The sequence below is a fragment of the Nocardioides conyzicola genome, assembly GCF_039543825.1.
Classification (GTDB): Bacteria; Actinomycetota; Actinomycetes; order Propionibacteriales; family Nocardioidaceae; genus Nocardioides; species Nocardioides conyzicola.
On sequence record NZ_BAABKM010000002.1, the window covers coordinates 2,567,828 to 2,587,771 of the forward strand.

Consider the following 19,944-nt stretch of genomic DNA (forward strand, 5'->3'; position numbering starts at 1 on the left):
GGCTGGTCAGCGACCGGCCGGCGGGCGGTCGATCACGGCCAGGACGACTCGATGTTGTCGAGGGTGTCCTGCGTGCTCTGGTTCTCGCCGATCCAGGCGGTCATTTCCTTCCAGAACGAGCCGGCGCCGACGGCACCCGGCATCAGGTCCGAGCCGTCGAAGCGGAAGACGGCGTCGGGGTTCTGCAGGATCTCGACCGACGTCTTGTCGATCGGGCTGGCCACGTTGGCGATGTCCAGGTTCTTGTTGGCCGAGACGAAGCCACCGTTCTTGGTGGCCTTGCCCTTCTCGTTGACCCATTCGCCGCCGGAGATGTAGGTCATCAGGGCCTGCGTCTGGATGCTGTCGGTGAACGCCGTCACGAACTCGCCACCGCCGAGGACGGGGCTACCGAAGTCCTCGCTGATCGGGGGCAGGTAGAAGGCGTAGGCGTCGCCGGTCTCGGAGACGTCCGTGCCCTTCGGCCAGTTGGCTGCGTAGAAGCTCGCCTGGCGGTGCATGGCGCACTTGCCCTTGAGGATCGGCAGACCGGCGTCGGTGAACTCCGTGCTGGCGATCGACTTCGAGTCGCCGAAGCCACCGTTGACGTAGTCCTCGTTCTTCAGGATGCCGCCGACGGTGTCCAGCGCCTTGACGACGGCCGGGTCGTTGAACGGGATGTCGTGGTTGACCCACTTGTCGTAGACGTCCGGGCCGGCGTCGCGCAGCAGCACGTCCTCCAGCCAGTCGGTCGCCGGCCAGCCGGTCGCCTCGCCGGAGCCGATACCGGCACACCACGGCTTGATGCCGGTGGCCGCGATCGTGTCGGACAGCGCGAGCATGTCGTCCCAGGTCTTCGGGATCTCCCAGCCGTTCTCCTTGAACATCTTCGGGGAGTACCAGACGAAGGACTTCACGTTGGCGGTCAGCGGCGGTGCGTAGAACTTGCCGTCGACGGTGCCGTACGCCTTCCAGTCAGGTCCGTAGAACTCGTCCACGTTGTCGGACACCTGCTTCGGTGCCTCCTTGACCTTGCCCGTGTCCTCGACCAGCGTCTTCAGCAGACCGGGCTGGGGGATGAACGCGATGTCCGGCGGGTTGCCGCTCTTGACGCGGACGACCAGCTGGGCCTCGAACTCCTTCGAGCCCTCGTAGTCGACCTCGGCGCCCGTGCAGTCGGTGAACAGCTTGAACGAGTCCTTGTAGGCCTGGTCCTCGGGGGCGACGATCGAGGTGTAGATCTTCACCGACTTGCCGCTCAGGTCGCCGAACTGCGTCAGCTGGGCGCACTCCGTCTTGCCCTCGCCCGGCGACGTGCCACTGGCCTTGCTGCCTTCTGAGTCGCTGCCGCCACAGCCAGCGAGGACGAGTCCTCCGCTGACGAGAACGGCAGCGACTGCCATTCCGCGACGCGTGTTGCGTGATCGCATGCGTGCATTCCTCTCTGGGTTGTCAGCAGGTCCGTCTAGTCCGCGCGCCTTCAAACCCGCTCCGTCGAGGACGATGCAAACGTTTACGCGCGTGCCCGTCAAGCACCGCCGGTCACGATTCTGTAACGCAGGTCACATTTCAATGGGAACGCTCCCACAACGGGATGATAGCCATACCGGCGGGGGTCGCGCCGCAGGATCTGCAGGTTTGTTTCGAACAGGTGACACCTGGTCTGCACCGGGTCGGCGGCGCTCGGTCCGTCCGGCCCTTCGTCCCGATCGCAGCAGAACTTGCGGAGAGACGCCCCGATCCGACCACATCGAGGGTCATCTCCGCTGGTCTGGACCAGTGCCTCGGAAGGGTCGGGAGAGGCGCCCCCCGCGCCGCCGGTCACCACGGAAGGGTCGAGATGTCGAGGAGAGCAGTCATCGCCGCCGCGGTCCTCGCCACCGGCTCCTGGACGGCCGGAGCCCGGAATCCGCCCAACCTGCAGCTGAACACAGGTTTCTGAGCATCACTGCGTGAGAAGGCCGAGCTCCTCGTCGACGTGCGGATCCGTCCGGCCGGCGGCGTCGAGCTCGGCCTTCAGCTCGCGCTGCATGGTGAGCGCGTCCTTGGTGCGGCCGAGGTTGCGCAGCGCCCACGCGACCATCCACCGGCCGACCCGGACGCGGTCCTGGTCGCCGGCCCGCTCGCGCGAGGCGAGCGCGTGCTCGAACGACGTGAGCGCCTCGCCGAAGTCTCCGGCGTCCGCGTGCACCATCCCGATGTTGGTGAGCAGCGAGGCGTCCCAGTCCCGGGCCGCCTGGTCGCGGGAGTGGACGGCCAGCTCGAGGGCCCGCTCGGTGATCGCCAGGCGGTCCGCGGGGTCGGCGACCAGTGCCTGCATGTGGACCGCGTCGACGCGGACGGCGTCGAGCCCCGCGGCGGCCGCGATCTCCTCGGCCGCGTCGAAGTGCGGCCGGGCGGCCTCCGGGTCACCGCTCGATCGCAGCAGCCGGCCCCGCTCCAGCGAGACCCGGGCGGCGACCTCGTCGTCACCCGTGGCGAGGTCGTCGAGGACCGCATGACCCTCGTCGTACCGCTCCTGGAGGCCGAGCGCCCGGGCGACCTGGGTGAGCAGGACCAGCCTGTCCGCGCCCTCAGCCATGTCCGCGGCGGCACGGAAGGCCTGCTCCGAGCGCGCCGGGTCCTCGAAGTCCCACAGGCCTCTCGGGTCCGTCATGCGCTCATCGTCCCCCAGGGGGCGGCTCAGGCGAAGTCGGCGGGAGCGAAGTCGCGGGGCTCGACGAGCACGATCCAGTTGCCGGAGTTGTCGCGGCACAGCGCCTCGACGCCGTAGGGGCGCTCCTCAGGCTTCTGGAGGAACTCGACGCCCTTGGCGCTGAGCTCCTCGTAGGTCCGCTGGCAGTCGTCGACGCTCATGCCCAGGCCGTTGAGCCCGCCGTCGGCCTGGGCGCGGTTCATCGCCTCGACCAGCTCGGGGGAGAAGGGCGGCCCGGGGACCGTGAGGTGGACGGCGAGCTCGGGCTGGCTCGGGTGGTTGACGGTGCACCAGCGGTAGCCCTCGCCGAGGGTGATGTCGTCCTTGAGCTGGAAGCCCAGCACGTCGACGTAGAAGTCCCGGGACGCGTCGATGTCCTGCACGAAGACGGAGGCGATGGCGATGTGAGTGATCATGCGGCCACGCTAGGACGCGTGGTCGTCGGTGCGCTTCTCCTGGCTTGCGCGTTCGGCCAGCCCCCACTGGAAGATGTAGCAGCCGGGGATCCGCGGGGCCCCGGCCGCGGCGTACCTGCGCTGGAACTCGCTCGGCGTCTCGCCGACCAGGTCGCGGAAGCGGCTGCTGAACGAGCCGAGGCTCGAGAAGCCGACCGCGTGGCAGACCTCGGTGACGGTGAGGTTCGTGGCCCGCAGCAGGTCCTGCGCGCGCTCGACCCGGCGCTGCGAGTGGTACGCCGCGGGCGTCAGTCCGTAGGTCGCCTTGAAGAGCCGCTGGAAGTGGAACTTGCTGAGCCCGGCGACCGCGCCGAGCGTGTCCAGGTCGAGCGGCTCCGTGTAGTGCCGGTCGACGTGGTCGCGGGCGCGGCGCAGGTGGACCAGGACGTCGCCCGGAGCCCGGCGGACGCTCACCGGCGGGCAGTGAGCCGACGGCGCAGCTCGGCCTCGCGGGCGAGCCGGGTGGCGTCGCGGTCCCTCCGGGCGACCACGACGGCGGCGAGGTAGGCCTCCGCGGGCGTGCCGGGCGGAGGCGGCGGCGCGACGTACTCACTGACGGCCGCGGCGAGCCGGTCGCCGATCGCCGTCCGCGACCCGGGGTCGATCTGGGGCAGCCGTCCGAGGAACTGGCGTACGGCGAGCGCCAGCCCGGTCGGCAGCGCGGCCATGTCGGCCCGGGACGCCCACGCGGCCAGCGGAGGCGGCATCACCGTCGGCTGGGGCAGCTGGAGACGCACCCGGTCGCGGACGACGTACGTCCCGGCGGCGTAGTCACCGAGGCGCTTGCCACGGGGGCTGACCAGGGCGGAGAAGAAGGCCGGCACCCCGAAGAAGAAGTAGATCTCGACGACGCCGACGAGGGCGCGGACGAAGGCGTGGTGGAAGGAGATGGGACCTGCGTCGTCGCGCACCGTGCGCAGCCCGAGGGCGAGCTTGCCCAGTGACTTGCCGCGGGTCAGGGTCTCCAGGGCGGTGGGGAAGACCACCAGCGAGACGATGACGGCCGCCAGCCCGGCGACCTGGATCAGGGCCTCGTCGGCCCGGAGCGCGGCGATGACCAGGCCGAGGATCAGGGCGATCAGCAGCCCGAGCGTGACGACGAGGTCGATGAGCCCGGAGGCGATCCGCGGCCCGAGGCTGGCGGGCGGCAGGTCGAGCGCCACGGCCTCGCCGGTCACGAGGTCGTCGGTGGTGAGGGTCGCAAACTCGGGGGTCGCCATCGCCGCTCATCCTAGGATCACCGCATGGACCTCGACGCGTACGTCGGCGCACACCTCGCCGAGTGGCGGCGCCTCGAGGAGCTGACCCGCCGTCGACAGCTGTCCGGACCGGAGTCCGACGAGCTCGTCGAGCGCTACCAGCAGGTCGCCACGCACCTGTCGGTCGTGCGGACCTCGGCGCCGGATGCCGGGGTCATCGCGTACCTGTCCACGCTGCTCTCCCGGGCCCGCAACCGGGCGTCGGGGACCCGCACCGGGACGTGGAGCGGCGTACGCCGCTTCTTCCTGGAGCGCTTCCCGGCAGCGCTCTACCGCCTGCGGTGGTGGTGGCTGGGGACGCTCGTCGCCAACGTGGCGGTCACCGGCGCGATGATCGCCTGGCTGCTCGGCCACCCCGCCGTCGAGCAGAGCCTGCTGTCGCCGGCGGACGTCGACCAGCTCGTCAACCACGACTTCGAGGACTACTACAGCAACTACGCCGCCAGCCACTTCGCGGCACAGGTGTGGGTCAACAACGCCTGGGTCACCGGCCTGTGCATCGCGCTCGGCGTGCTCGGGCTGCCGGTGATCTACCTGCTGTTCCAAAACATCGCCAACCTGGCGATCATCGGCTCGATCATGATCCGCCACGACCACGGCGCGCACTTCTTCGGACTGATCCTCCCGCACGGCCTCCTCGAGCTCACCGCGGTCTTCGTGGCCGGCGGCACCGGGCTCAGGCTCTTCTGGTCCTGGGTCGAGCCGGGTGCCCTCACCCGCACGCAGTCGCTGGCCCGGGAGGGCCGTACGGCGGGCACGGTGGCCCTGGGGCTGGTGGCCGTGCTGCTCGTCAGCGGCATCATCGAGGCGTTCGTGACGCCCTCGCCGCTGCCCACGTGGGCGCGGATCGGCATCGGCCTGGTCGCCGAGTCGGTGTTCTTCGCCTACGTGTTCGTCCTCGGGCGCAACGCCTTCCTGCGTGGTCAGACCGGTGACCTCGACGCGGCCCTCCTGGAGGACCGGGTGGCGACCCAGCCCTAGCTGGCTAGAGCAGCCCGCGCGCCTTGAGCGCCAGGTAGTGGTCGGCCAACGCCGGCGGCAGGTCGTCGGCGTCGACCACGTCGACGCCGAGGGTGCGCAGCAGCCCGGCCGTGTGCCGTCGGCGACCGATCACCTGCTCGGCAGCGGCCGCGTCGTAGACCTCGTCCAGGCTGTCGCGGCTCCCGGCGAGCTGCTCGAGCTCGGGGTCGCGCACCGACGCGAGCACCACCCGGTGGTGCCGCGTCAGCGCGGCGAGCACCGGCAGCAGGCCCTCCTCGACCGCGGACGACTCCAGCGGCGTGAGCAGCACGACGAGCGCGCGCTGCCGACCGAGGCCGTTGACGGCTCCGGCGAGCCCGTCCCAGTCGGCCTCCGCGATCACCGGGTCGAGATCGGCCATCGCCTCCTGCAGCCGGGCCGCGATGTCGCGGTTGCCCGCGAAGCGGAGCCGGCTGCGCACCCGACGGTCGCCGGCGACGAAGTCGACCCGGTCGCCGGCCCGCGTCGCCAGCGAGGCGAGCAGGAGGACGGCGTCCATGGCGGAGTCCAGCCGGGGTACGTCGCCGACCCGGCCCGCCGACGTACGCGACGTGTCCAGGACCAGCACGACCCGGCGGTCGCGCTCGGGCTGCCAGGTGCGGACGACGACGTTGCGGCTGCGGGCGCTGGCGCGCCAGTCGATCGACCGGACGTCGTCGCCCTGGACGTACTCGCGCAGCGAGTCGAACTCGGTGCCCTGCCCGCGCACCCGCACCGCGGCGCGGCCGTCGAGGTCGCGCAGCCGGGCCAGCCGGCTCGGCAGGTGCTTGCTGGACTCGAAGGGCGGCAGCGCGCGGACCGCGCCCGCGACCTGCCGGGTGCGCTGTCGCGCCGCCAGGCCGAGGGGTCCGCGCAGCCGGACGGTGACGCCGGTCGCGCGCAGGTCGCCGCGCCGGCGGGGCAGCAGGGGAGTGGTGAGCGCGGCCCGGTCGCCGGGCGCGAGCGCCACCCGGTGCCGGTTGGGGGACGCGCCGGCGGTCGGCTGCCAGGCGTCGCGGACGACACCCCGCAGCCGCCGGCGCGACCCGTTGGTCGCGACCAGCCTGGTCGCGGTCGGCTCCCCGAGCCGGACCGACCCGACGGGTGGGCGCTCCAGCGAGAGCGAGGCCGGAGCGGGGGCGAGCAGCAGGTCGACGCCGACCAGCAGGAGGACCGCGAGCACCCACAGCCACACGGTGCTCATCTCCGGGCGCAGCAGGACCGCCCCCACCCCGAGCAGGAGCAGCAGCGGTACGCGCCCGGAGATCGACACCCTGACCTACCGGGGGACCGGCACCGAGCCGAGCGCGGACGCGAGCACCTGGGCGACCTGGACGCCCTCGAGCTCGGCCTCCGGGCGCAGGCCGAGCCGGTGCACGAGCGTCGCGTGGGCGAGCGCCTTGACGTCGTCCGGGGTCACGAAGTCGCGGCCGTTCAGCCAGGCCCAGGCCCGCGCCGAGCGCAGCAGCGCCGTCGCGCCCCGCGGACTGACGCCCAGGCTCAGCGACGGTGACTCGCGGGTCGCGCGGGCGATGTCGACGATGTAGCCGGCCACCTCGGGGCTGACCTGCACCTGTCCGACGGCCGCCCGGCCGGCGGCGATGTCGTCGGCACCCGCCACCGGTCGTACGCCGGCGCCGGCGACGTCGCGCGGGTCGAAGCCGGCCGCGTGCCGCCGCAGGATCTCCAGCTCCGCGCCGCGGTCCGGGATCGGCAGCACGACCTTGAGCAGGAACCGGTCGAGCTGGGCCTCCGGGAGCGGGTAGGTGCCCTCGTACTCGACCGGGTTCTGGGTCGCGGCCACCAGGAACGGCCGGGGCAGCGGTCGCGAGACCCCGTCGACCGAGACCTGGCCCTCCTCCATCGCCTCGAGCAGCGCGGACTGGGTCTTGGGCGGCGTCCGGTTGATCTCGTCGGCCAGCAGCAGGTTGGTGAAGATCGGGCCCTGGCGGAAGCTGAGCTCGCCCTGCCGGCTGTCGATCACCATCGAGCCGGTGATGTCGCCCGGCATCAGGTCGGGGGTGAACTGCACCCGCCGGGTGTCGACCGACAGCGCGCCGGCGAGGGTGCGCACCAGCAGCGTCTTCGCGACGCCGGGCACCCCCTCCATCAGGACGTGCCCGCCGCACAGCAGGGCGACGAGCAGCCCCGAGACGGCGGCGTCCTGGCCGACGACGGCCTTCGCGACCTCGGTGCGTACGGCGGCCAGCCGCTCGCGGGCCTGCTGCCCGTTGGTGGGTTCTGCGGTCTCCGTCATGGGCGACGTACCTCTCTGTCGAGCTCGGCCAGCTGGTCGGCCAGGGTGATCAGGTCGTGGTCGGTGGCGGGTGCCGGCGCGCGCGGACCGAGCAGGGCCTCGATCTCCGCGACGGGTCGGCCGGTGTGGCGGGCGACGTCCCGCACGAGGGTGTCCGGGTCGGGGCGGGAGCCGAGGCGCAGCCGCTCGGCGGCGCGCACCCGGGCGGCCGCGCGCAGCACGCCGGCGGCGTGGGTGCGGTCGCCCGCCTTGCGGTAGAGGCGCCCCCGGCTCCGCGTGGTCTCGATGGCCTTCACGGAGACCGGCAGGGGCTCGATCGCGAGCGCACCGAGACGACGGGCCCGCCAGACCAGCAGGGCGATGGTCGCGAGCGCGACGAGCCAGAGCGACGGCCGCAGCCAGTCGGGCAGCAGCGTCGTGAGGCTGACCCCGTCGTCGGCGCGGAGGTCGTCGATCGACGGGACGTACCAGACCAGGCGGTCGGACTGTCCGAGGAGCCGGAGCGCGACCGCGGCGTTGTCGGCACGCAGCACCTGGTCGTTGCTCAGCGCCTCCCCGGCTCCGAACACCACCGTGCCGGGCCGGGGCTCGGCCAGCAGGGCGCCGTCGGAGGTCGAGAAGCAGCCGCCGTCGACGGGGTAGGCCAGCGCGTAGTCCACCGCGACCGAGAGCCCGGCGTACGTCGGGTCCGCGCAGCCGGCCGCCACGGCGTCGCCGACGTCGACACCCGTCGGGAGGGCGCTCAGGCCGAAGGCGTCGGTCGTGCCGGGCCCGGGCTCGACGAGCACCAGCCGCGCGCCGGCGGCGTCGTCGACGAGCCGGTCCGTGGTGCTCTGGCCGAGCAGCTCGGTCGACGTGACGACGACCGTCGACCCGGCGCCCGTCTGGGCGTCGTGGAGGGCCGCGGCGGTCCGGACGATGTCGACGTCCACGCCCTGGTCCTCGAGCACCTGCGCGAGGGCGCGGGCGCCGTTGGGGTCGGCGTTGTCGGGGTCGAGGTCCGCGGACCGGCTCGCGCTCCCGCCTCCGACGAGCACCACGGTGAGCACCGCGAGGCCGAGGCCGAGGGCGATCAGCAGGGACGACCGGTTCAGCCGTCGCCCGGTCCCCGCGGGCGCCGCGGCGGTGGCGCTCATCGGCGGCCCGCCAGCGCGTCGTCGAGCGCCAGCACGTCGGCGGCCTGGTCGTGGCTGGCCGGGCGGTCGCCGTACCGGACGGCGTCGAAGAGGTCGGCGCTGCCGGTCACCCGGTCCCGCTTGTCGGGGTACGTCGTCGCCAGCGAGCCGGCGACCTCGTGCGCGGTGGCGCCGGGACGGTCATCGAGCCAGCCGCGCTCGACCTGGCGCACGGTCAGCGCCCGGAACCCGTCGACCAGGGCCTCGGCGTTGCGCCCCTCGGCGAGGGCGCGCTCGGCCGCCGCCCGCAGCTCGGCGGCGGTGACCGTGGTGTCCTCGAGCACCGGGCCCGCCCGACCGGCGACACGCGGCGCCCGCCGCGCGCGGAAGAGCAGCCAGGCGAGCGCGAACCCCAGGAGCAGGAAGGCGACGATCGCCGCGAACGTCGACAGTGGCGGCGCGGACCGTGCGCTGTCGACCAGCCCCCCGAGCACCCGGTCGATCCCGTCCATCAGCTGCTGGAAGACGTTGCGCTCGTGGTACTCCGGGCGCACCAGCTCTCGCTCGAGCAGCGAACGTGCCTCGCCGGAGGACGGGTCGAGGGGCGGGGTGGTCACGAGGTCGTGATCCCCGCCTGCGCCATCAGCTCGACGTCGTACGCCTCCTTGCGCATCCGCTGGTCGAGGTACTGCAGCGACGACACCGCGCTCGTGAACGGCGTGACGAACGCCGCCGCGAGCACCGAGCCGAGGGCGTTGGCGACCACGACCACGAGCACGGCGTACCGCGACGAGTCGAGGAAGGCGCCCGCGACGGCACCGACCAGCGTGAACGGCACCGTGAAGATCTGGCTCGCCACCCCGGTGATGATCGACGTCAGCAGCGCGATCCCCAGGGTCCGCCAGAACTGACGGCGGGTCAGTCGGAAGGCCCGGCCCAGGGCGGCGAAGACGCCGATCCGCTCGATCATCATCGCCGGCACCGGCAGGTAGCAGACGCGGATCCAGAACCAGATCAGCAGGACGAGCCCGAGCGGGATGGTGCCGACGAGGAAGAGCACCCACATCCACGTCGGGGCCAGCACCACCATCAGCACCACGATGCCGACGTACACGCCCAGGCCTACCGTCAGGATCAGGCCGATCAGGGCGCTGAGCCCGACCAGCCGCCACCGCCGGCCCCGCGTGGCGGCCCACGCCTCGCCGATCGAGAGGCGCCGACCGATCGCGGCCGCCGCGGCGACGTGCGCGATCATCCCGGTCACGAAGATCAGCCCGATGCTCTGGAGGATCCCGCCGAGGGCCAGCGAGCCGTACTGGACGGCGAGACCGAGCTCGTCGGCCGTCGTCACCTCGGTGCCGCCCTGGTCGATGGACACGTCGACGGCGGCAGCGAGGACCGCGGTCGCCAGCACGGGGATGGCCATTGCGACCGCGGCGACGATCACGGCCGGTCCGACGGTCGCCTTCGGGTTGAAGCGGATGATCCGGAACGCCGCGTCGTAGATGTCACCCAGCCCGAGGGGTCGCAGCGGCATCGCGCCCGGCTTGTGGGCCGCACCGAGCATGCCCGGTGCCCACTGCGGGGGCGGGGGGCCGACGGGATGGCTCGGCCCGTACCCGGGCGGCGGACCCCAGCCCTGCGGGGGCGGCGGCGGCGGTGGTTCCCACCCGGGCGGAGGTGGCTGGCTGCCCGACATGGGCACATCCTGTCAGGGCCCGGCCTAGTGCCCGGTCTGCTGCGGTACGGCGTGGCTCGGCAGCACGCACGCGGCGTCAAGGCCCAGCACGTGGTTGAGCCGGCCGAAGGCGAGCCAGGAGCCCAGGCACATCGAGATCTCGACGATCTCGCGGTCGGTGTAGTGCGCCTTCATCCGGGTCCAGAACCCGTCGTCGAGACCGTGGTGGTCGAGCGCGTACCGCTCGGCGTACTCCGCCGCGAGCCGGGTGCGGTCGTCGAAGTCGGACGTGACCCGCCAGTCGGCCACCGCGTCGGCGAAGGTGGCCTCGACCGTGGCGCCGTCGCGCTCGGTGCGCCAGTCCTGGCAGAAGAGGCAGCCGTTGATCTGGGCGATGCGCAGGCGGGCGGCCTCGAACTCGCGCAGGCCGAGCGTCGTGTGCTCGTAGACCGCAGTGGCGAACTTCGACGCCGCGACGCCGATGCCGGGCACCATCTCTCCCCACACGTAGTAGAGGGGGTCCTTGTCCTCGGGCAGGTCGATGATCACGCTGTGCTCCTTCCGATGCGCCCGCTCGCGGGCGCGAGAGGTACGTCGAGCCCGTCGTACAGGCCGGGCTCTGCCCTGGTCAGCCACGGGATGGCGTTGACCAGCCGATTGGCGGCGGTGGCGTTGCCGCCGGCGGCGCGGTTGCCGCCCTCGTCGGTGGCCTCGAGGCTCACCTCGATGCGGGGCCGCCCCTCGATGACGACGCGGTGCGCGCCGGCGCCCCCGTCGGCTGGCCGGGGCCAGTCGGGGGCACAGTCCGGACCGATGCGGGTCACGTGCTCGACGACGATGCGGGGCACGCCGTCGACGATGCCCTGCACCTCGAACCGGAGCGCGCCCTGCGTGCCCGCCTCGAACAGGCCCATCGGGTTGGTGACGTCGGACTCGAGCGCGCGCCGTTGCAGCGTCTCGCGGATCTCGTCCAGCTCGACGCCGAGAGCGCGCGCGATCATCCGCACCTGACCACCCCAGACCATCGTCGGCACCCCGGTCGACACCATCGGCGGTTCGTAGTCCATCGGCTGGCCCATGCCGACCAGCAGGCGCACCGAGTCGGGCTGGTCGTACGTCGAGTAGTCGAAGATCTCCTGGCAGCGCACCTCGTCGACGGTGCCGGCCAGCGCGCTGACCAGCACGGGGAGCACGTCGTTGCCCCAGCCCGGGTCGACGCCGCTGGCGAAGAGGGCGCTCCCGCCCTCCTTCGCCGCCTCGCGCAGCGGGCCGCTCAGCTCGGGTGGCGCGCTGCGGTGGTCGTAGAGGGCGTACAGGGCGGGAGTCACGACGACCGCGCCCCCACGCAGGCACCGGGCCGCGTCCGCGGCCGCGTCGTCCGGCCGGATGTCGCCCGAGGCCATGTAGGCGACCGCACCCCCGCCACCGAGCGTCGCCAGCGCGGCGTCGACGTCGGTGGTCGCCGCGACGCCGAGCGCCCGCTCCAGCCCGGCGAGGTCGCCCGCGTCCCGGCCGACCTTGGCGGGGGAGGAGACGACGACCGCGGTGAGCTCGAGCTCCGGGTGGGCGTCGACCGAACGGATCGCCGCGCGGCCCATGTTGCCGGTGCCCCAGACGACCACGGGTACGCTGCGAACGACCTCGGACGAGCCGAAGTAGAACGTGTTCTCGTGGCCCATGCGGGGACGATAGCCCACGATCTCGGCCCCGTGGTGGTCGGATTTGTTGTCCCGCCCGATCTCTGTCAAGATAGTTCGGTTGCTTCGGTGGGTTGCCGGGGTGCACCGCACATCTTGACTTCTGAATCGCGTCTCTAGGACTTGTTCAGTGCTTGGCGTGTGTGGCCGCACCGAACCTGGAGACCCGATCTGCCTGACGAACCGTCGGGCGCCACCAACACCAAGTGCGAGATCCCGGTCTCGTGTTGTGCCTCAACAGCGCGACACGCCCGACCGCGGGGGTCGGAGCAGGCGGGGTGGAGAGCAGCAGGGAAGGGCCGACTCAAGCCGGAGGACGCCTCGGAACACGCACGCGGTACAGATCGAGAAGGACGAGAGAGACCTATGGCGGGACAGAAGATCCGCATCAGGCTCAAGGCCTATGACCACGAGGTGATCGACACCTCGGCGCGCAAGATCGTGGACACGGTCACCCGTACGGGTGCCAAGGTCGCCGGCCCGGTGCCGCTGCCGACCGAGAAGAACGTGTACTGCGTCATCCGCTCGCCCCACAAGTACAAGGACTCCCGCGAGCACTTTGAGATGCGCACGCACAAGCGTCTCATCGACATCATCGACCCCACTCCCAAGACGGTTGACTCGCTGATGCGTCTCGACCTGCCTGCCGGTGTGGACATCGAGATCAAGCTCTGAGGTCGAGGACATGACTTTCGAACGCAATGTGAAGGGGCTGCTGGGCACCAAGCTCGGCATGACCCAGGTCTGGGACGAGAACAACAAGGTCGTCCCCGTGACGGTCATCGACGCGGGCGCCAACGTGGTGACCCTGGTCCGCACCCCCACTGTCGACGGCTACAACGCCGTCCAGGTGGGCTACGGCGAGATCGACGGCCGCAAGGTGAACAAGCCGCTCGCCGGCCAGTTCACCAAGGCGGGCACCACGCCCCGCCGCCACGTCGTGGAGATCCGCACCGCCCTCGCGACCGACTACACGGTCGGCCAGGAGCTGCCCGTCGACACCTTCGCCGCTGGCGACGAGATCGACGTGACCGGCACCAGCAAGGGCAAGGGCTTCGCGGGCGTCATGAAGCTGCACGGCTTCCACGGCGTCGGCGCCTCCCACGGTGCTCACCGCAACCACCGCAAGCCCGGCTCGATCGGTGCCTGCGCGACTCCCGGTCGCGTGTTCAAGGGCACCCGGATGGCTGGCCGGATGGGTTCCGACACCGTCACGACCCAGAACATCACCGTCCACGCCGTCGACGTCGAGAAGGGCCTGATCCTGCTCAAGGGTGCCGTTCCCGGCCCCAAGGGTGGACTCGTGGTCCTCCGCACGGCCGCCAAGAAGCCTCAGGAGGTCTGAGCATGGCTACCACTGAGAAGCCCGCCGCCAAGAAGACGGCCGCGAAGAAGACCGCCGCGAAGAAGACCGCTGCCCCCAAGAAGGCCACGGTCGACCTTCCCGCCGAGATCTTCGACGTCGAGGTCAACATCCCGCTGATCCACCAGGTCGTCGTGGCCCAGCAGGCCGCTGCTCGCCAGGGCACGCACTCGACCAAGCGTCGCGGCGAGGTCCGCGGCGGTGGCCGCAAGCCCTACAAGCAGAAGGGCACCGGTCGCGCCCGTCAGGGCTCGACCCGCGCGCCGCAGTTCGCCGGCGGTGGCGTCGTCCACGGTCCCAAGCCGCGCGACTACGACCAGCGGACCCCCAAGAAGATGAAGGCCGCCGCCCTGCGTGGCGCCCTGTCCGACCGGGCCCGCAACGACCGTCTGCACGTCGTCGACGCGCTGATCAGCGCCGAGGCGCCGTCGACCAAGGCCGCCCTGGCCGGTCTGGCGTCGCTCTCGGACCGCACCAGCTTCCTCGTCGTGCTCGAGCGCACCGACTCGGTCACCTGGCTGTCGCTGCGCAACGCGCCCCAGGTGCACATCGTGGCGGTCGACCAGCTCAACACGTACGACGTGCTGGCGTCCGACGACGTCGTCTTCACCCAGGGCGCCTTCGACGCCTTCGTGAGCGGCGCCGCCCAGACCACCACCGAGGAGGTTGCTTCGTGAGCACCCTGCACAAGGACCCCCGCGACATCCTGCTCGCGCCGGTCGTGTCCGAGAAGAGCTACTCGCTCCTCGACGCGAACAAGTACACCTTCCTGGTGCACCCGGACGCGAACAAGACCGAGATCAAGATCGCGGTCGAGAAGGTGTTCAACGTCAAGGTCACGTCGGTCAACACGCTCAACCGCTCGGGCAAGACTCGTCGCACCCGCAACGGTCTGGGCAAGCGCAAGGACACGAAGCGCGCGATCGTCAGCCTCGCCGAGGGCGACCGTATCGACATCTTCGGAGGCCCGGTCTCCTGACCGGCGCGGACTAGAGGACTGAACACACATGGCTATCCGTAAGTACAAGCCGACCACCCCGGGCCGTCGCGGCTCGTCGGTCGCCGACTTTGCCGAGATCACCCGGACCACTCCGGAGAAGTCGCTGACGCGACCGCTGCCCAAGAAGGGCGGCCGCAACAACCAGGGCCGGATCACCACCCGGCACCAGGGTGGCGGTCACAAGCGGGCCTACCGCATCATCGACTTCCGCCGCTACGACAAGGACGGCGTGCCGGCCAAGGTCGCGCACATCGAGTACGACCCGAACCGCACCGCGCGCATCGCGCTGCTGCACTACGCCGACGGCGAGAAGCGCTACATCATCGCGCCGAAGGACCTGACGCAGGGCACGCCGGTCGAGTCGGGTCCCAACGCCGACATCAAGCCGGGCAACAACCTGCCGCTGCGCAACATCCCCGTCGGTACGACGATCCACTGCGTGGAGCTGCGTCCCGGCGGCGGGGCTAAGATCGCCCGCTCCGCGGGCAACAGCGCCCAGCTGGTCGCCCGTGAGGGCTCCCGCGCCACGCTGCGTCTGCCCTCGGGCGAGATGCGGTTCGTGGACGTGCGTTGCCGCGCCACCGTTGGTGAGGTCGGCAACGCCGAGCAGTCCAACATCAACTGGGGCAAGGCCGGCCGCATGCGCTGGAAGGGCAAGCGCCCGACCGTCCGCGGTGTCGTCATGAACCCGGTCGACCACCCGCACGGTGGTGGCGAGGGCAAGACCTCCGGTGGCCGTCACCCGGTCTCCCCGTGGGGCAAGCCCGAGGGCCGTACGCGCAAGCGCAAGGCCTCCGACTCCCAGATCATCCGTCGCCGCAAGTCCGGCAAGGGTAGGAAGTAACTGAGATGCCTCGCAGCCTGAAGAAGGGCCCCTTCATCGACGACCACCTTCAGAAGAAGGTGGATGCCGAGAACGCGAAGGGCTCCCACAACGTCATCAAGACGTGGTCGCGCCGTTCCATGATCATCCCGGACATGATCGGCCACACGATCGCCGTCCACGATGGTCGCAAGCACGTGCCGGTCTTCGTGACCGACGCGATGGTCGGCCACAAGCTCGGGGAGTTCGCTCCCACCCGCACCTACCGCGGGCACGTCAAGGAAGACCGGAAGGGGCGTCGTCGATGAGCACCACCGAGCGCCAGCGCACCAGCGCGCGCCGCGAGACGCTTCTCGGCGACCAGCCCGGAGCCTTCGCGAGCGCCCGCTTCGTGCGGATCACCCCGATGAAGGCCCGCCGTGTCGTCGACATGGTCCGCGGCATGTCCGTCGAGGAGGCTCGCCCGCTGCTCAAGTTCGCGCCGCAGGCCGCCGCCGAGACCGTCCTGAAGGTGCTGAACAGTGCCGTCGCGAACGCCGAGACCACTGAGGGTCTCAGCACCGGCGACCTGGTCATCTCCGTCGCGCAGGTCGACGAGGGCCCCACGATGAAGCGGTGGCGTCCGCGTGCGCAGGGTCGTGCGACCCGCATCAACAAGCGCACCAGCCACATCACGCTGGTCGTCCAGCCTGCAGAGGTCGCGGCCGCTGCCAAGGCGACCCCCAAGAAGAGGAAGAGTGCCTGATGGGCCAGAAGATCAACCCGAACGGCTTCCGCTTGGGCATCTCCACGGACCACAAGAGCCGTTGGTACGCCGACAAGCTGTACAAGGCGTACGTCGGCGAGGACGTCGCCATCCGCAAGCTGCTCTCCAAGGGCATGGAGCGGGCCGGCATCTCCAAGGTCGAGATCGAGCGCACCCGTGACCGCGTCCGTGTGGACATCCACACCGCGCGTCCCGGCATCGTCATCGGTCGCCGTGGCGCCGAGGCCGACCGCATCCGTGGCGAGCTCGAGAAGCTCACCGGCAAGCAGGTGCAGCTGAACATCCTCGAGGTCAAGAACCCCGAGATCGACGCGCAGCTGGTCGCCCAGGGTGTTGCCGAGCAGCTCACCGGTCGCGTGCAGTTCCGTCGCGCCATGCGCAAGGCCATGCAGACCTCGATGCGGTCCGGTGCCAAGGGCATCCGGATCCAGTGCTCGGGCCGCCTCAACGGCGCCGAGATGTCTCGCACCGAGTTCTACCGCGAGGGTCGCGTCCCGCTGCACACGCTGCGGGCCGACATCGACTACGGCTTCTACGAGGCCAAGACGACCTTCGGCCGCATCGGCGTGAAGGTCTGGATCTACAAGGGCGAGGTCGCCGGCACCCGTGCCGAGCGCCAGGCGCAGGCTGCTGCCCGCGCCGGTGTCCCCGGCCGTGGCGGTGCGCGTGATGGCGCCCGTGGTGGTGCGCGTGGCGCCGAGCGTCCGACCCGGGGCACCCGGGCCGACCGCCCGACGCGTGCGGACCGCGGCGACGCCGCTCCCGCTGCCGACGCTCCGGTCGAGGCCTCGGCTCCGGCCGCTGACGCTCCGAAGGAGGCCTGAGCCATGTTGATGCCCCGTCGTGTCAAGCACCGCAAGCAGCACCACCCCAAGCGGACGGGTGCGGCCAAGGGTGGGACGAAGCTCGCCTTCGGCGAGTTCGGCCTCCAGGCCCTCGAGGGTTCGTACGTGACGAACCGCCAGATCGAGTCGGCTCGTATCGCGATGACCCGCCACATGAAGCGTGGCGGCAAGGTCTGGATCAACATCTACCCGGACCGCCCGCTGACCAAGAAGCCGGCCGAGACCCGCATGGGTTCCGGCAAGGGTTCGCCGGAGTGGTGGGTCGCGAACGTCAAGCCCGGCCGTGTCATGTTCGAACTCTCCGGCGTCGACGAGAGCGTCGCTCGTGAGGCCATGCGCCTCGCGATGCACAAGCTCCCGCTGAAGTGCCGGTTCATTTCCCGTGAGGCAGGTGAATTCTGATGGCAGTCAAGTCTCACGAGCTCGACGACCTGAACGCTGTGGACCTCGAGTCCAAGCTGCGCGAGGCCAAGGAGGAGCTCTTCAACCTCCGTTTCCAGGCGGCCACTGGCCAGCTGGAGAGCCACGGCCGCCTGCGGACGGTCAAGAAGGACATCGCCCGGATCTACACCGTGGTGCGTGAGCGCGAGCTCGGCATCCGCCCCACCCCGGGCCACGAAACCGATGAGCAGCACAGCAACGAGGATGGTGACGCCAAGTGAGCGAGCAGACCGCTGAGCGGAACGCCCGCAAGACCCGCGAGGGCCTGGTCGTCTCCGACAAGATGGACAAGACCGTCGTCGTGTCGGTCGAAGACCGCGTCAAGCACGCCATGTACGGCAAGGTCCTCCGCCGGACCAGCAAGTACAAGGCGCACGACGAGAACAACGAGTGCGGCATCGGCGACCGCGTGCTCCTCATGGAGACCCGCCCGCTGTCCGCCACCAAGCGTTGGCGCGTCGTGCAGATCCTCGAGAAGGCCAAGTAACAACCCATTTCAGTTCGGCAAGGCTCACGTCCCGTGAGGGCCTGAGAACCAGCTCGACAACCAGGAGAAACTGATGATCCAGCAGGAGTCGCGACTCAAGGTCGCCGACAACACCGGTGCGAAGGAAATCCTTTGCATCCGTGTTCTCGGTGGCTCGGGTCGGCGCTACGCCGGTATCGGCGACGTCATCGTCGCCACCGTGAAGGACGCGATCCCGGGTGGCAACGTGAAGAAGGGTGACGTCGTCAAGGCCGTCATCGTGCGCACCGTCAAGGAGCGCCGCCGCCCGGACGGTTCGTACATCCGCTTCGACGAGAACGCCGCCGTCATCCTCAAGACCGACGGGGAGCCGCGAGGCACCCGTATCTTCGGCCCGGTGGGTCGCGAGCTGCGCGAGAAGAAGTTCATGAAGATCATCTCGCTCGCGCCGGAGGTGCTCTGACTCATGGGCAAGAACAGCGTGAACATCAAGAAGGGCGACACCGTCAAGGTGATCGCAGGCAAGGACAAGGGTGCCGAGGGCAAGGTCATCCAGGTGCTCCGTGAGGAGCAGCGGGTGATCGTCGAGGGTGTCAACCGCATCAAGCGGCACACCAAGGTCGTCAACCAGGGCGGTCGCGCCGGCACCACCGGCGGCATCATCACCGCCGAGGCCCCGATCCACATCTCGAACGTGATGCTGGTCGAGGACGGCGGCGTGACCCGGATCGGCTTCCGCCGTGACGAGGTCACCAAGCGTCGTCCCGACGGCTCGACCTACCAGGCTGAGCGCAGCGTTCGCATCTCGCGCAAGACCGGCAAGGAAATCTGATGACCGAGACCTCTACCGCCTCCGCGGCGGTCACCCCGCGTCTGAAGACCCGCTACCGCGAGGAGATCCTCCCCGCGATCCAGGCGGAGTTCGAGATCGCCAACGTCATGCAGGTGCCCGGCCTGACCAAGATCGTGGTCAACATGGGTGTCGGCGAGGCCGCTCGCGACTCGAAGCTGATCGAAGGCGCGGTCAAGGACCTCACCGCCATCACCGGCCAGAAGCCGCTCGTCACGAAGGCCCGCAAGTCCATCGCGCAGTTCAAGCTGCGCGAGGGCATGCCGATCGGCGCGCACACCACGCTGCGCGGCGACCGGATGTGGGAGTTCCTGGACCGCCTGCTGTCGCTGGCGCTGCCCCGGATCCGTGACTTCCGTGGCCTGAACCCGGGCCAGTTCGACGGCCGTGGCAACTACACCTTCGGTCTGACCGAGCAGGTCATGTTCCACGAGATCGACCAGGACCGGATCGACCGGTCGCGCGGGATGGACATCACCATCGTCACGACCGCCACCAACGACGAGCAGGGTCGCGCGCTGTTGAAGCAGCTCGGCTTCCCGTTCAAGGAGAACTGACATGGCGAAGACCGCTCTCAAGGTCAAGGCCGCCCGCAAGCCGAAGTTCGCGGTGCGTGGCTACACCCGTTGCCAGCGCTGCGGCCGCCCGAAGGCCGTCTACCGGAAGTTCGGCCTGTGCCGCATCTGCCTCCGGGAGATGGCGCACCGCGGCGAGCTCCCCGGCGTGACCAAGTCCTCCTGGTAATCACCTCTACACGCTGAAGGTCGCCCGGCCTCTCCTGCCACGCAGGGAGCCGGCGCGAAACCACGGCGAGAAAGAACCACATCATGACGATGACAGACCCGATCGCAGACATGCTCACTCGTCTGCGCAACGCCAACCAGGCGTACCACGACGCGGTGTCCATGCCGTACAGCAAGCTCAAGCAGGGTGTCGCCGACATCCTCAAGCAGGAGGGCTACATCACGTCGTACGACGTGACGGAGCCCGCCGAGGGCGAGGTCGGCAAGACGCTGACCATCACCCTGAAGTACGGCCGCAACCGCGAGCGTTCCATCGCCGGTGTGCGCCGCATCAGCAAGCCGGGCCTGCGGGTCTACGCCAAGCACACGGGTCTCCCGAAGGTGCTCGGCGGACTGGGCGTCGCGATCATCTCGACGAGCCAGGGCCTGCTGACCGACCGCCAGGCAAACCAGAAGGGCGTGGGTGGGGAAGTCCTCGCCTACGTCTGGTAACGACGAGACCGAGAAGGAGTA

At 70.4% G+C, this 19,944-nt stretch carries 29 protein-coding genes; 17 read left to right on the forward strand and 12 right to left on the reverse strand.

The window, feature by feature from the left end; translation table 11 throughout:
• Positions 1 to 32 precede the first annotated feature (32 nt).
• The 5 genes from ABEA34_RS15525 to ABEA34_RS15545 form a co-directional block, all read right to left on the reverse strand.
• Entirely contained in the window at positions 33 to 1,382 is a 1,350-nt protein-coding gene (locus ABEA34_RS15525; protein WP_345522272.1) for an ABC transporter substrate-binding protein, read from the reverse strand.
• A 542-nt stretch (positions 1,383 to 1,924) separates the two neighbouring features.
• Positions 1,925 to 2,635 carry a tetratricopeptide repeat protein gene (locus ABEA34_RS15530; protein WP_345522273.1) on the reverse strand — a complete coding sequence of 237 codons (711 nt, stop codon included), beginning with the start codon at positions 2,633 to 2,635 and terminating at the stop codon, positions 1,925 to 1,927.
• Positions 2,636 to 2,661: 26 nt separating this feature from the next.
• Entirely contained in the window at positions 2,662 to 3,090 is a 429-nt protein-coding gene (locus ABEA34_RS15535) for a VOC family protein (RefSeq protein ID WP_345522275.1), read from the reverse strand.
• A gap of 9 nt (positions 3,091 to 3,099) precedes the next feature.
• Complete coding sequence (locus tag ABEA34_RS15540) at positions 3,100 to 3,543, reverse strand: helix-turn-helix domain-containing protein (RefSeq protein ID WP_345522276.1); 444 nt, start codon at positions 3,541 to 3,543, stop codon at positions 3,100 to 3,102.
• The gene (locus tag ABEA34_RS15545) at positions 3,540 to 4,349 is read right to left on the reverse strand and encodes an RDD family protein (RefSeq protein ID WP_345522277.1); all 810 of its coding nucleotides are present in this window, start codon (positions 4,347 to 4,349) and stop codon (positions 3,540 to 3,542) included. The genes ABEA34_RS15540 and ABEA34_RS15545 overlap by 4 nt, the downstream gene beginning before the upstream one ends.
• Positions 4,350 to 4,373: 24 nt before the next feature.
• Between ABEA34_RS15545 and ABEA34_RS15550 the strand changes: the two genes are divergently transcribed.
• Positions 4,374 to 5,369, forward strand: a complete 996-nt coding sequence (locus tag ABEA34_RS15550; protein ID WP_345522278.1) for a stage II sporulation protein M — start codon at positions 4,374 to 4,376, stop codon at positions 5,367 to 5,369.
• A gap of 4 nt (positions 5,370 to 5,373) precedes the next feature.
• Here ABEA34_RS15550 and ABEA34_RS15555 read toward each other — a convergent pair whose 3' ends face one another.
• The 7 genes from ABEA34_RS15555 to ABEA34_RS15585 are packed head-to-tail and all read right to left on the reverse strand — an operon-like array spanning position 5,374 to position 12,116.
• A complete protein-coding gene (locus ABEA34_RS15555) occupies positions 5,374 to 6,660 on the reverse strand; it encodes a DUF58 domain-containing protein (RefSeq protein WP_345522279.1) in 1,287 nt (428 codons plus the stop codon).
• 6 nt (positions 6,661 to 6,666) lie between these two features.
• Entirely contained in the window at positions 6,667 to 7,644 is a 978-nt protein-coding gene (locus ABEA34_RS15560; RefSeq protein WP_345522280.1) for an AAA family ATPase, read from the reverse strand.
• Positions 7,641 to 8,780, reverse strand: a complete 1,140-nt coding sequence (locus tag ABEA34_RS15565) for a DUF4350 domain-containing protein (protein WP_345522281.1) — start codon at positions 8,778 to 8,780, stop codon at positions 7,641 to 7,643. Before ABEA34_RS15565 ends, ABEA34_RS15560 begins: the two co-directional genes overlap by 4 nt.
• Complete coding sequence (locus ABEA34_RS15570; RefSeq protein WP_345522282.1) at positions 8,777 to 9,376, reverse strand: DUF4129 domain-containing protein; 600 nt, start codon at positions 9,374 to 9,376, stop codon at positions 8,777 to 8,779. The genes ABEA34_RS15565 and ABEA34_RS15570 overlap by 4 nt, the downstream gene beginning before the upstream one ends.
• Positions 9,373 to 10,458, reverse strand: a complete 1,086-nt coding sequence (locus tag ABEA34_RS15575) for a hypothetical protein (RefSeq protein ID WP_345522283.1) — start codon at positions 10,456 to 10,458, stop codon at positions 9,373 to 9,375. The genes ABEA34_RS15570 and ABEA34_RS15575 overlap by 4 nt, the downstream gene beginning before the upstream one ends.
• 24 nt (positions 10,459 to 10,482) lie before the next feature.
• Positions 10,483 to 10,986 carry a carboxymuconolactone decarboxylase family protein gene (locus ABEA34_RS15580; RefSeq protein WP_345522284.1) on the reverse strand — a complete coding sequence of 168 codons (504 nt, stop codon included), beginning with the start codon at positions 10,984 to 10,986 and terminating at the stop codon, positions 10,483 to 10,485.
• Positions 10,983 to 12,116 carry an NAD(P)H-dependent amine dehydrogenase family protein gene (locus tag ABEA34_RS15585; RefSeq protein WP_345522285.1) on the reverse strand — a complete coding sequence of 378 codons (1,134 nt, stop codon included), beginning with the start codon at positions 12,114 to 12,116 and terminating at the stop codon, positions 10,983 to 10,985. Before ABEA34_RS15585 ends, ABEA34_RS15580 begins: the two co-directional genes overlap by 4 nt.
• Positions 12,117 to 12,500: 384 nt before the next feature.
• Between ABEA34_RS15585 and rpsJ the strand changes: the two genes are divergently transcribed.
• From rpsJ to rpsH, 16 genes are all read left to right on the forward strand, one after another.
• Positions 12,501 to 12,809 carry a 30S ribosomal protein S10 gene (rpsJ, locus tag ABEA34_RS15590; RefSeq protein WP_008360994.1) on the forward strand — a complete coding sequence of 103 codons (309 nt, stop codon included), beginning with the start codon at positions 12,501 to 12,503 and terminating at the stop codon, positions 12,807 to 12,809.
• Between the two features lie 10 nt (positions 12,810 to 12,819).
• Positions 12,820 to 13,479 (forward strand): 50S ribosomal protein L3, encoded by a 660-nt coding sequence (gene rplC / locus ABEA34_RS15595; protein WP_345522286.1) that lies wholly within the window; start codon positions 12,820 to 12,822, stop codon positions 13,477 to 13,479.
• 2 nt (positions 13,480 to 13,481) lie between these two features.
• Complete coding sequence (rplD, locus tag ABEA34_RS15600; protein WP_345522287.1) at positions 13,482 to 14,174, forward strand: 50S ribosomal protein L4; 693 nt, start codon at positions 13,482 to 13,484, stop codon at positions 14,172 to 14,174.
• Entirely contained in the window at positions 14,171 to 14,476 is a 306-nt protein-coding gene (gene rplW / locus ABEA34_RS15605; protein ID WP_345522288.1) for a 50S ribosomal protein L23, read from the forward strand. The genes rplD and rplW overlap by 4 nt, the downstream gene beginning before the upstream one ends.
• Before the next feature lie 28 nt (positions 14,477 to 14,504).
• Positions 14,505 to 15,341, forward strand: coding sequence for a 50S ribosomal protein L2 (gene rplB / locus ABEA34_RS15610; protein WP_345522289.1), 837 nt, complete (start codon positions 14,505 to 14,507; stop codon positions 15,339 to 15,341).
• 5 nt (positions 15,342 to 15,346) lie between these two features.
• Positions 15,347 to 15,628 (forward strand): 30S ribosomal protein S19, encoded by a 282-nt coding sequence (gene rpsS, locus ABEA34_RS15615; RefSeq protein WP_056151906.1) that lies wholly within the window; start codon positions 15,347 to 15,349, stop codon positions 15,626 to 15,628.
• On the forward strand, positions 15,625 to 16,065 hold the full coding sequence (gene rplV, locus ABEA34_RS15620; protein ID WP_345522290.1) for a 50S ribosomal protein L22: 441 nt from the start codon (positions 15,625 to 15,627) through the stop codon (positions 16,063 to 16,065). Before rpsS ends, rplV begins: the two co-directional genes overlap by 4 nt.
• Positions 16,065 to 16,910, forward strand: coding sequence for a 30S ribosomal protein S3 (gene rpsC / locus ABEA34_RS15625; protein ID WP_345522291.1), 846 nt, complete (start codon positions 16,065 to 16,067; stop codon positions 16,908 to 16,910). Before rplV ends, rpsC begins: the two co-directional genes overlap by 1 nt.
• Before the next feature lie 3 nt (positions 16,911 to 16,913).
• Positions 16,914 to 17,333, forward strand: a complete 420-nt coding sequence (gene rplP, locus ABEA34_RS15630) for a 50S ribosomal protein L16 (protein WP_345522293.1) — start codon at positions 16,914 to 16,916, stop codon at positions 17,331 to 17,333.
• Positions 17,333 to 17,593 (forward strand): 50S ribosomal protein L29, encoded by a 261-nt coding sequence (gene rpmC / locus ABEA34_RS15635; RefSeq protein WP_345522294.1) that lies wholly within the window; start codon positions 17,333 to 17,335, stop codon positions 17,591 to 17,593. The genes rplP and rpmC overlap by 1 nt, the downstream gene beginning before the upstream one ends.
• Positions 17,590 to 17,859 (forward strand): 30S ribosomal protein S17, encoded by a 270-nt coding sequence (gene rpsQ, locus ABEA34_RS15640; protein ID WP_345522295.1) that lies wholly within the window; start codon positions 17,590 to 17,592, stop codon positions 17,857 to 17,859. The genes rpmC and rpsQ overlap by 4 nt, the downstream gene beginning before the upstream one ends.
• 73 nt (positions 17,860 to 17,932) lie before the next feature.
• The gene (rplN, locus tag ABEA34_RS15645; RefSeq protein ID WP_203338561.1) at positions 17,933 to 18,301 is read left to right on the forward strand and encodes a 50S ribosomal protein L14; all 369 of its coding nucleotides are present in this window, start codon (positions 17,933 to 17,935) and stop codon (positions 18,299 to 18,301) included.
• 3 nt (positions 18,302 to 18,304) lie between these two features.
• Positions 18,305 to 18,670 carry a 50S ribosomal protein L24 gene (gene rplX, locus ABEA34_RS15650; protein ID WP_028644806.1) on the forward strand — a complete coding sequence of 122 codons (366 nt, stop codon included), beginning with the start codon at positions 18,305 to 18,307 and terminating at the stop codon, positions 18,668 to 18,670.
• Positions 18,670 to 19,245, forward strand: coding sequence for a 50S ribosomal protein L5 (rplE, locus tag ABEA34_RS15655; protein WP_345522297.1), 576 nt, complete (start codon positions 18,670 to 18,672; stop codon positions 19,243 to 19,245). Before rplX ends, rplE begins: the two co-directional genes overlap by 1 nt.
• 1 nt (position 19,246) lies before the next feature.
• Positions 19,247 to 19,432, forward strand: coding sequence for a type Z 30S ribosomal protein S14 (locus ABEA34_RS15660; RefSeq protein ID WP_011757321.1), 186 nt, complete (start codon positions 19,247 to 19,249; stop codon positions 19,430 to 19,432).
• Positions 19,433 to 19,515: 83 nt separating this feature from the next.
• Positions 19,516 to 19,923 (forward strand): 30S ribosomal protein S8, encoded by a 408-nt coding sequence (rpsH, locus tag ABEA34_RS15665; protein ID WP_011757320.1) that lies wholly within the window; start codon positions 19,516 to 19,518, stop codon positions 19,921 to 19,923.
• The last annotated feature ends 21 nt before the right edge of the window (positions 19,924 to 19,944 follow it).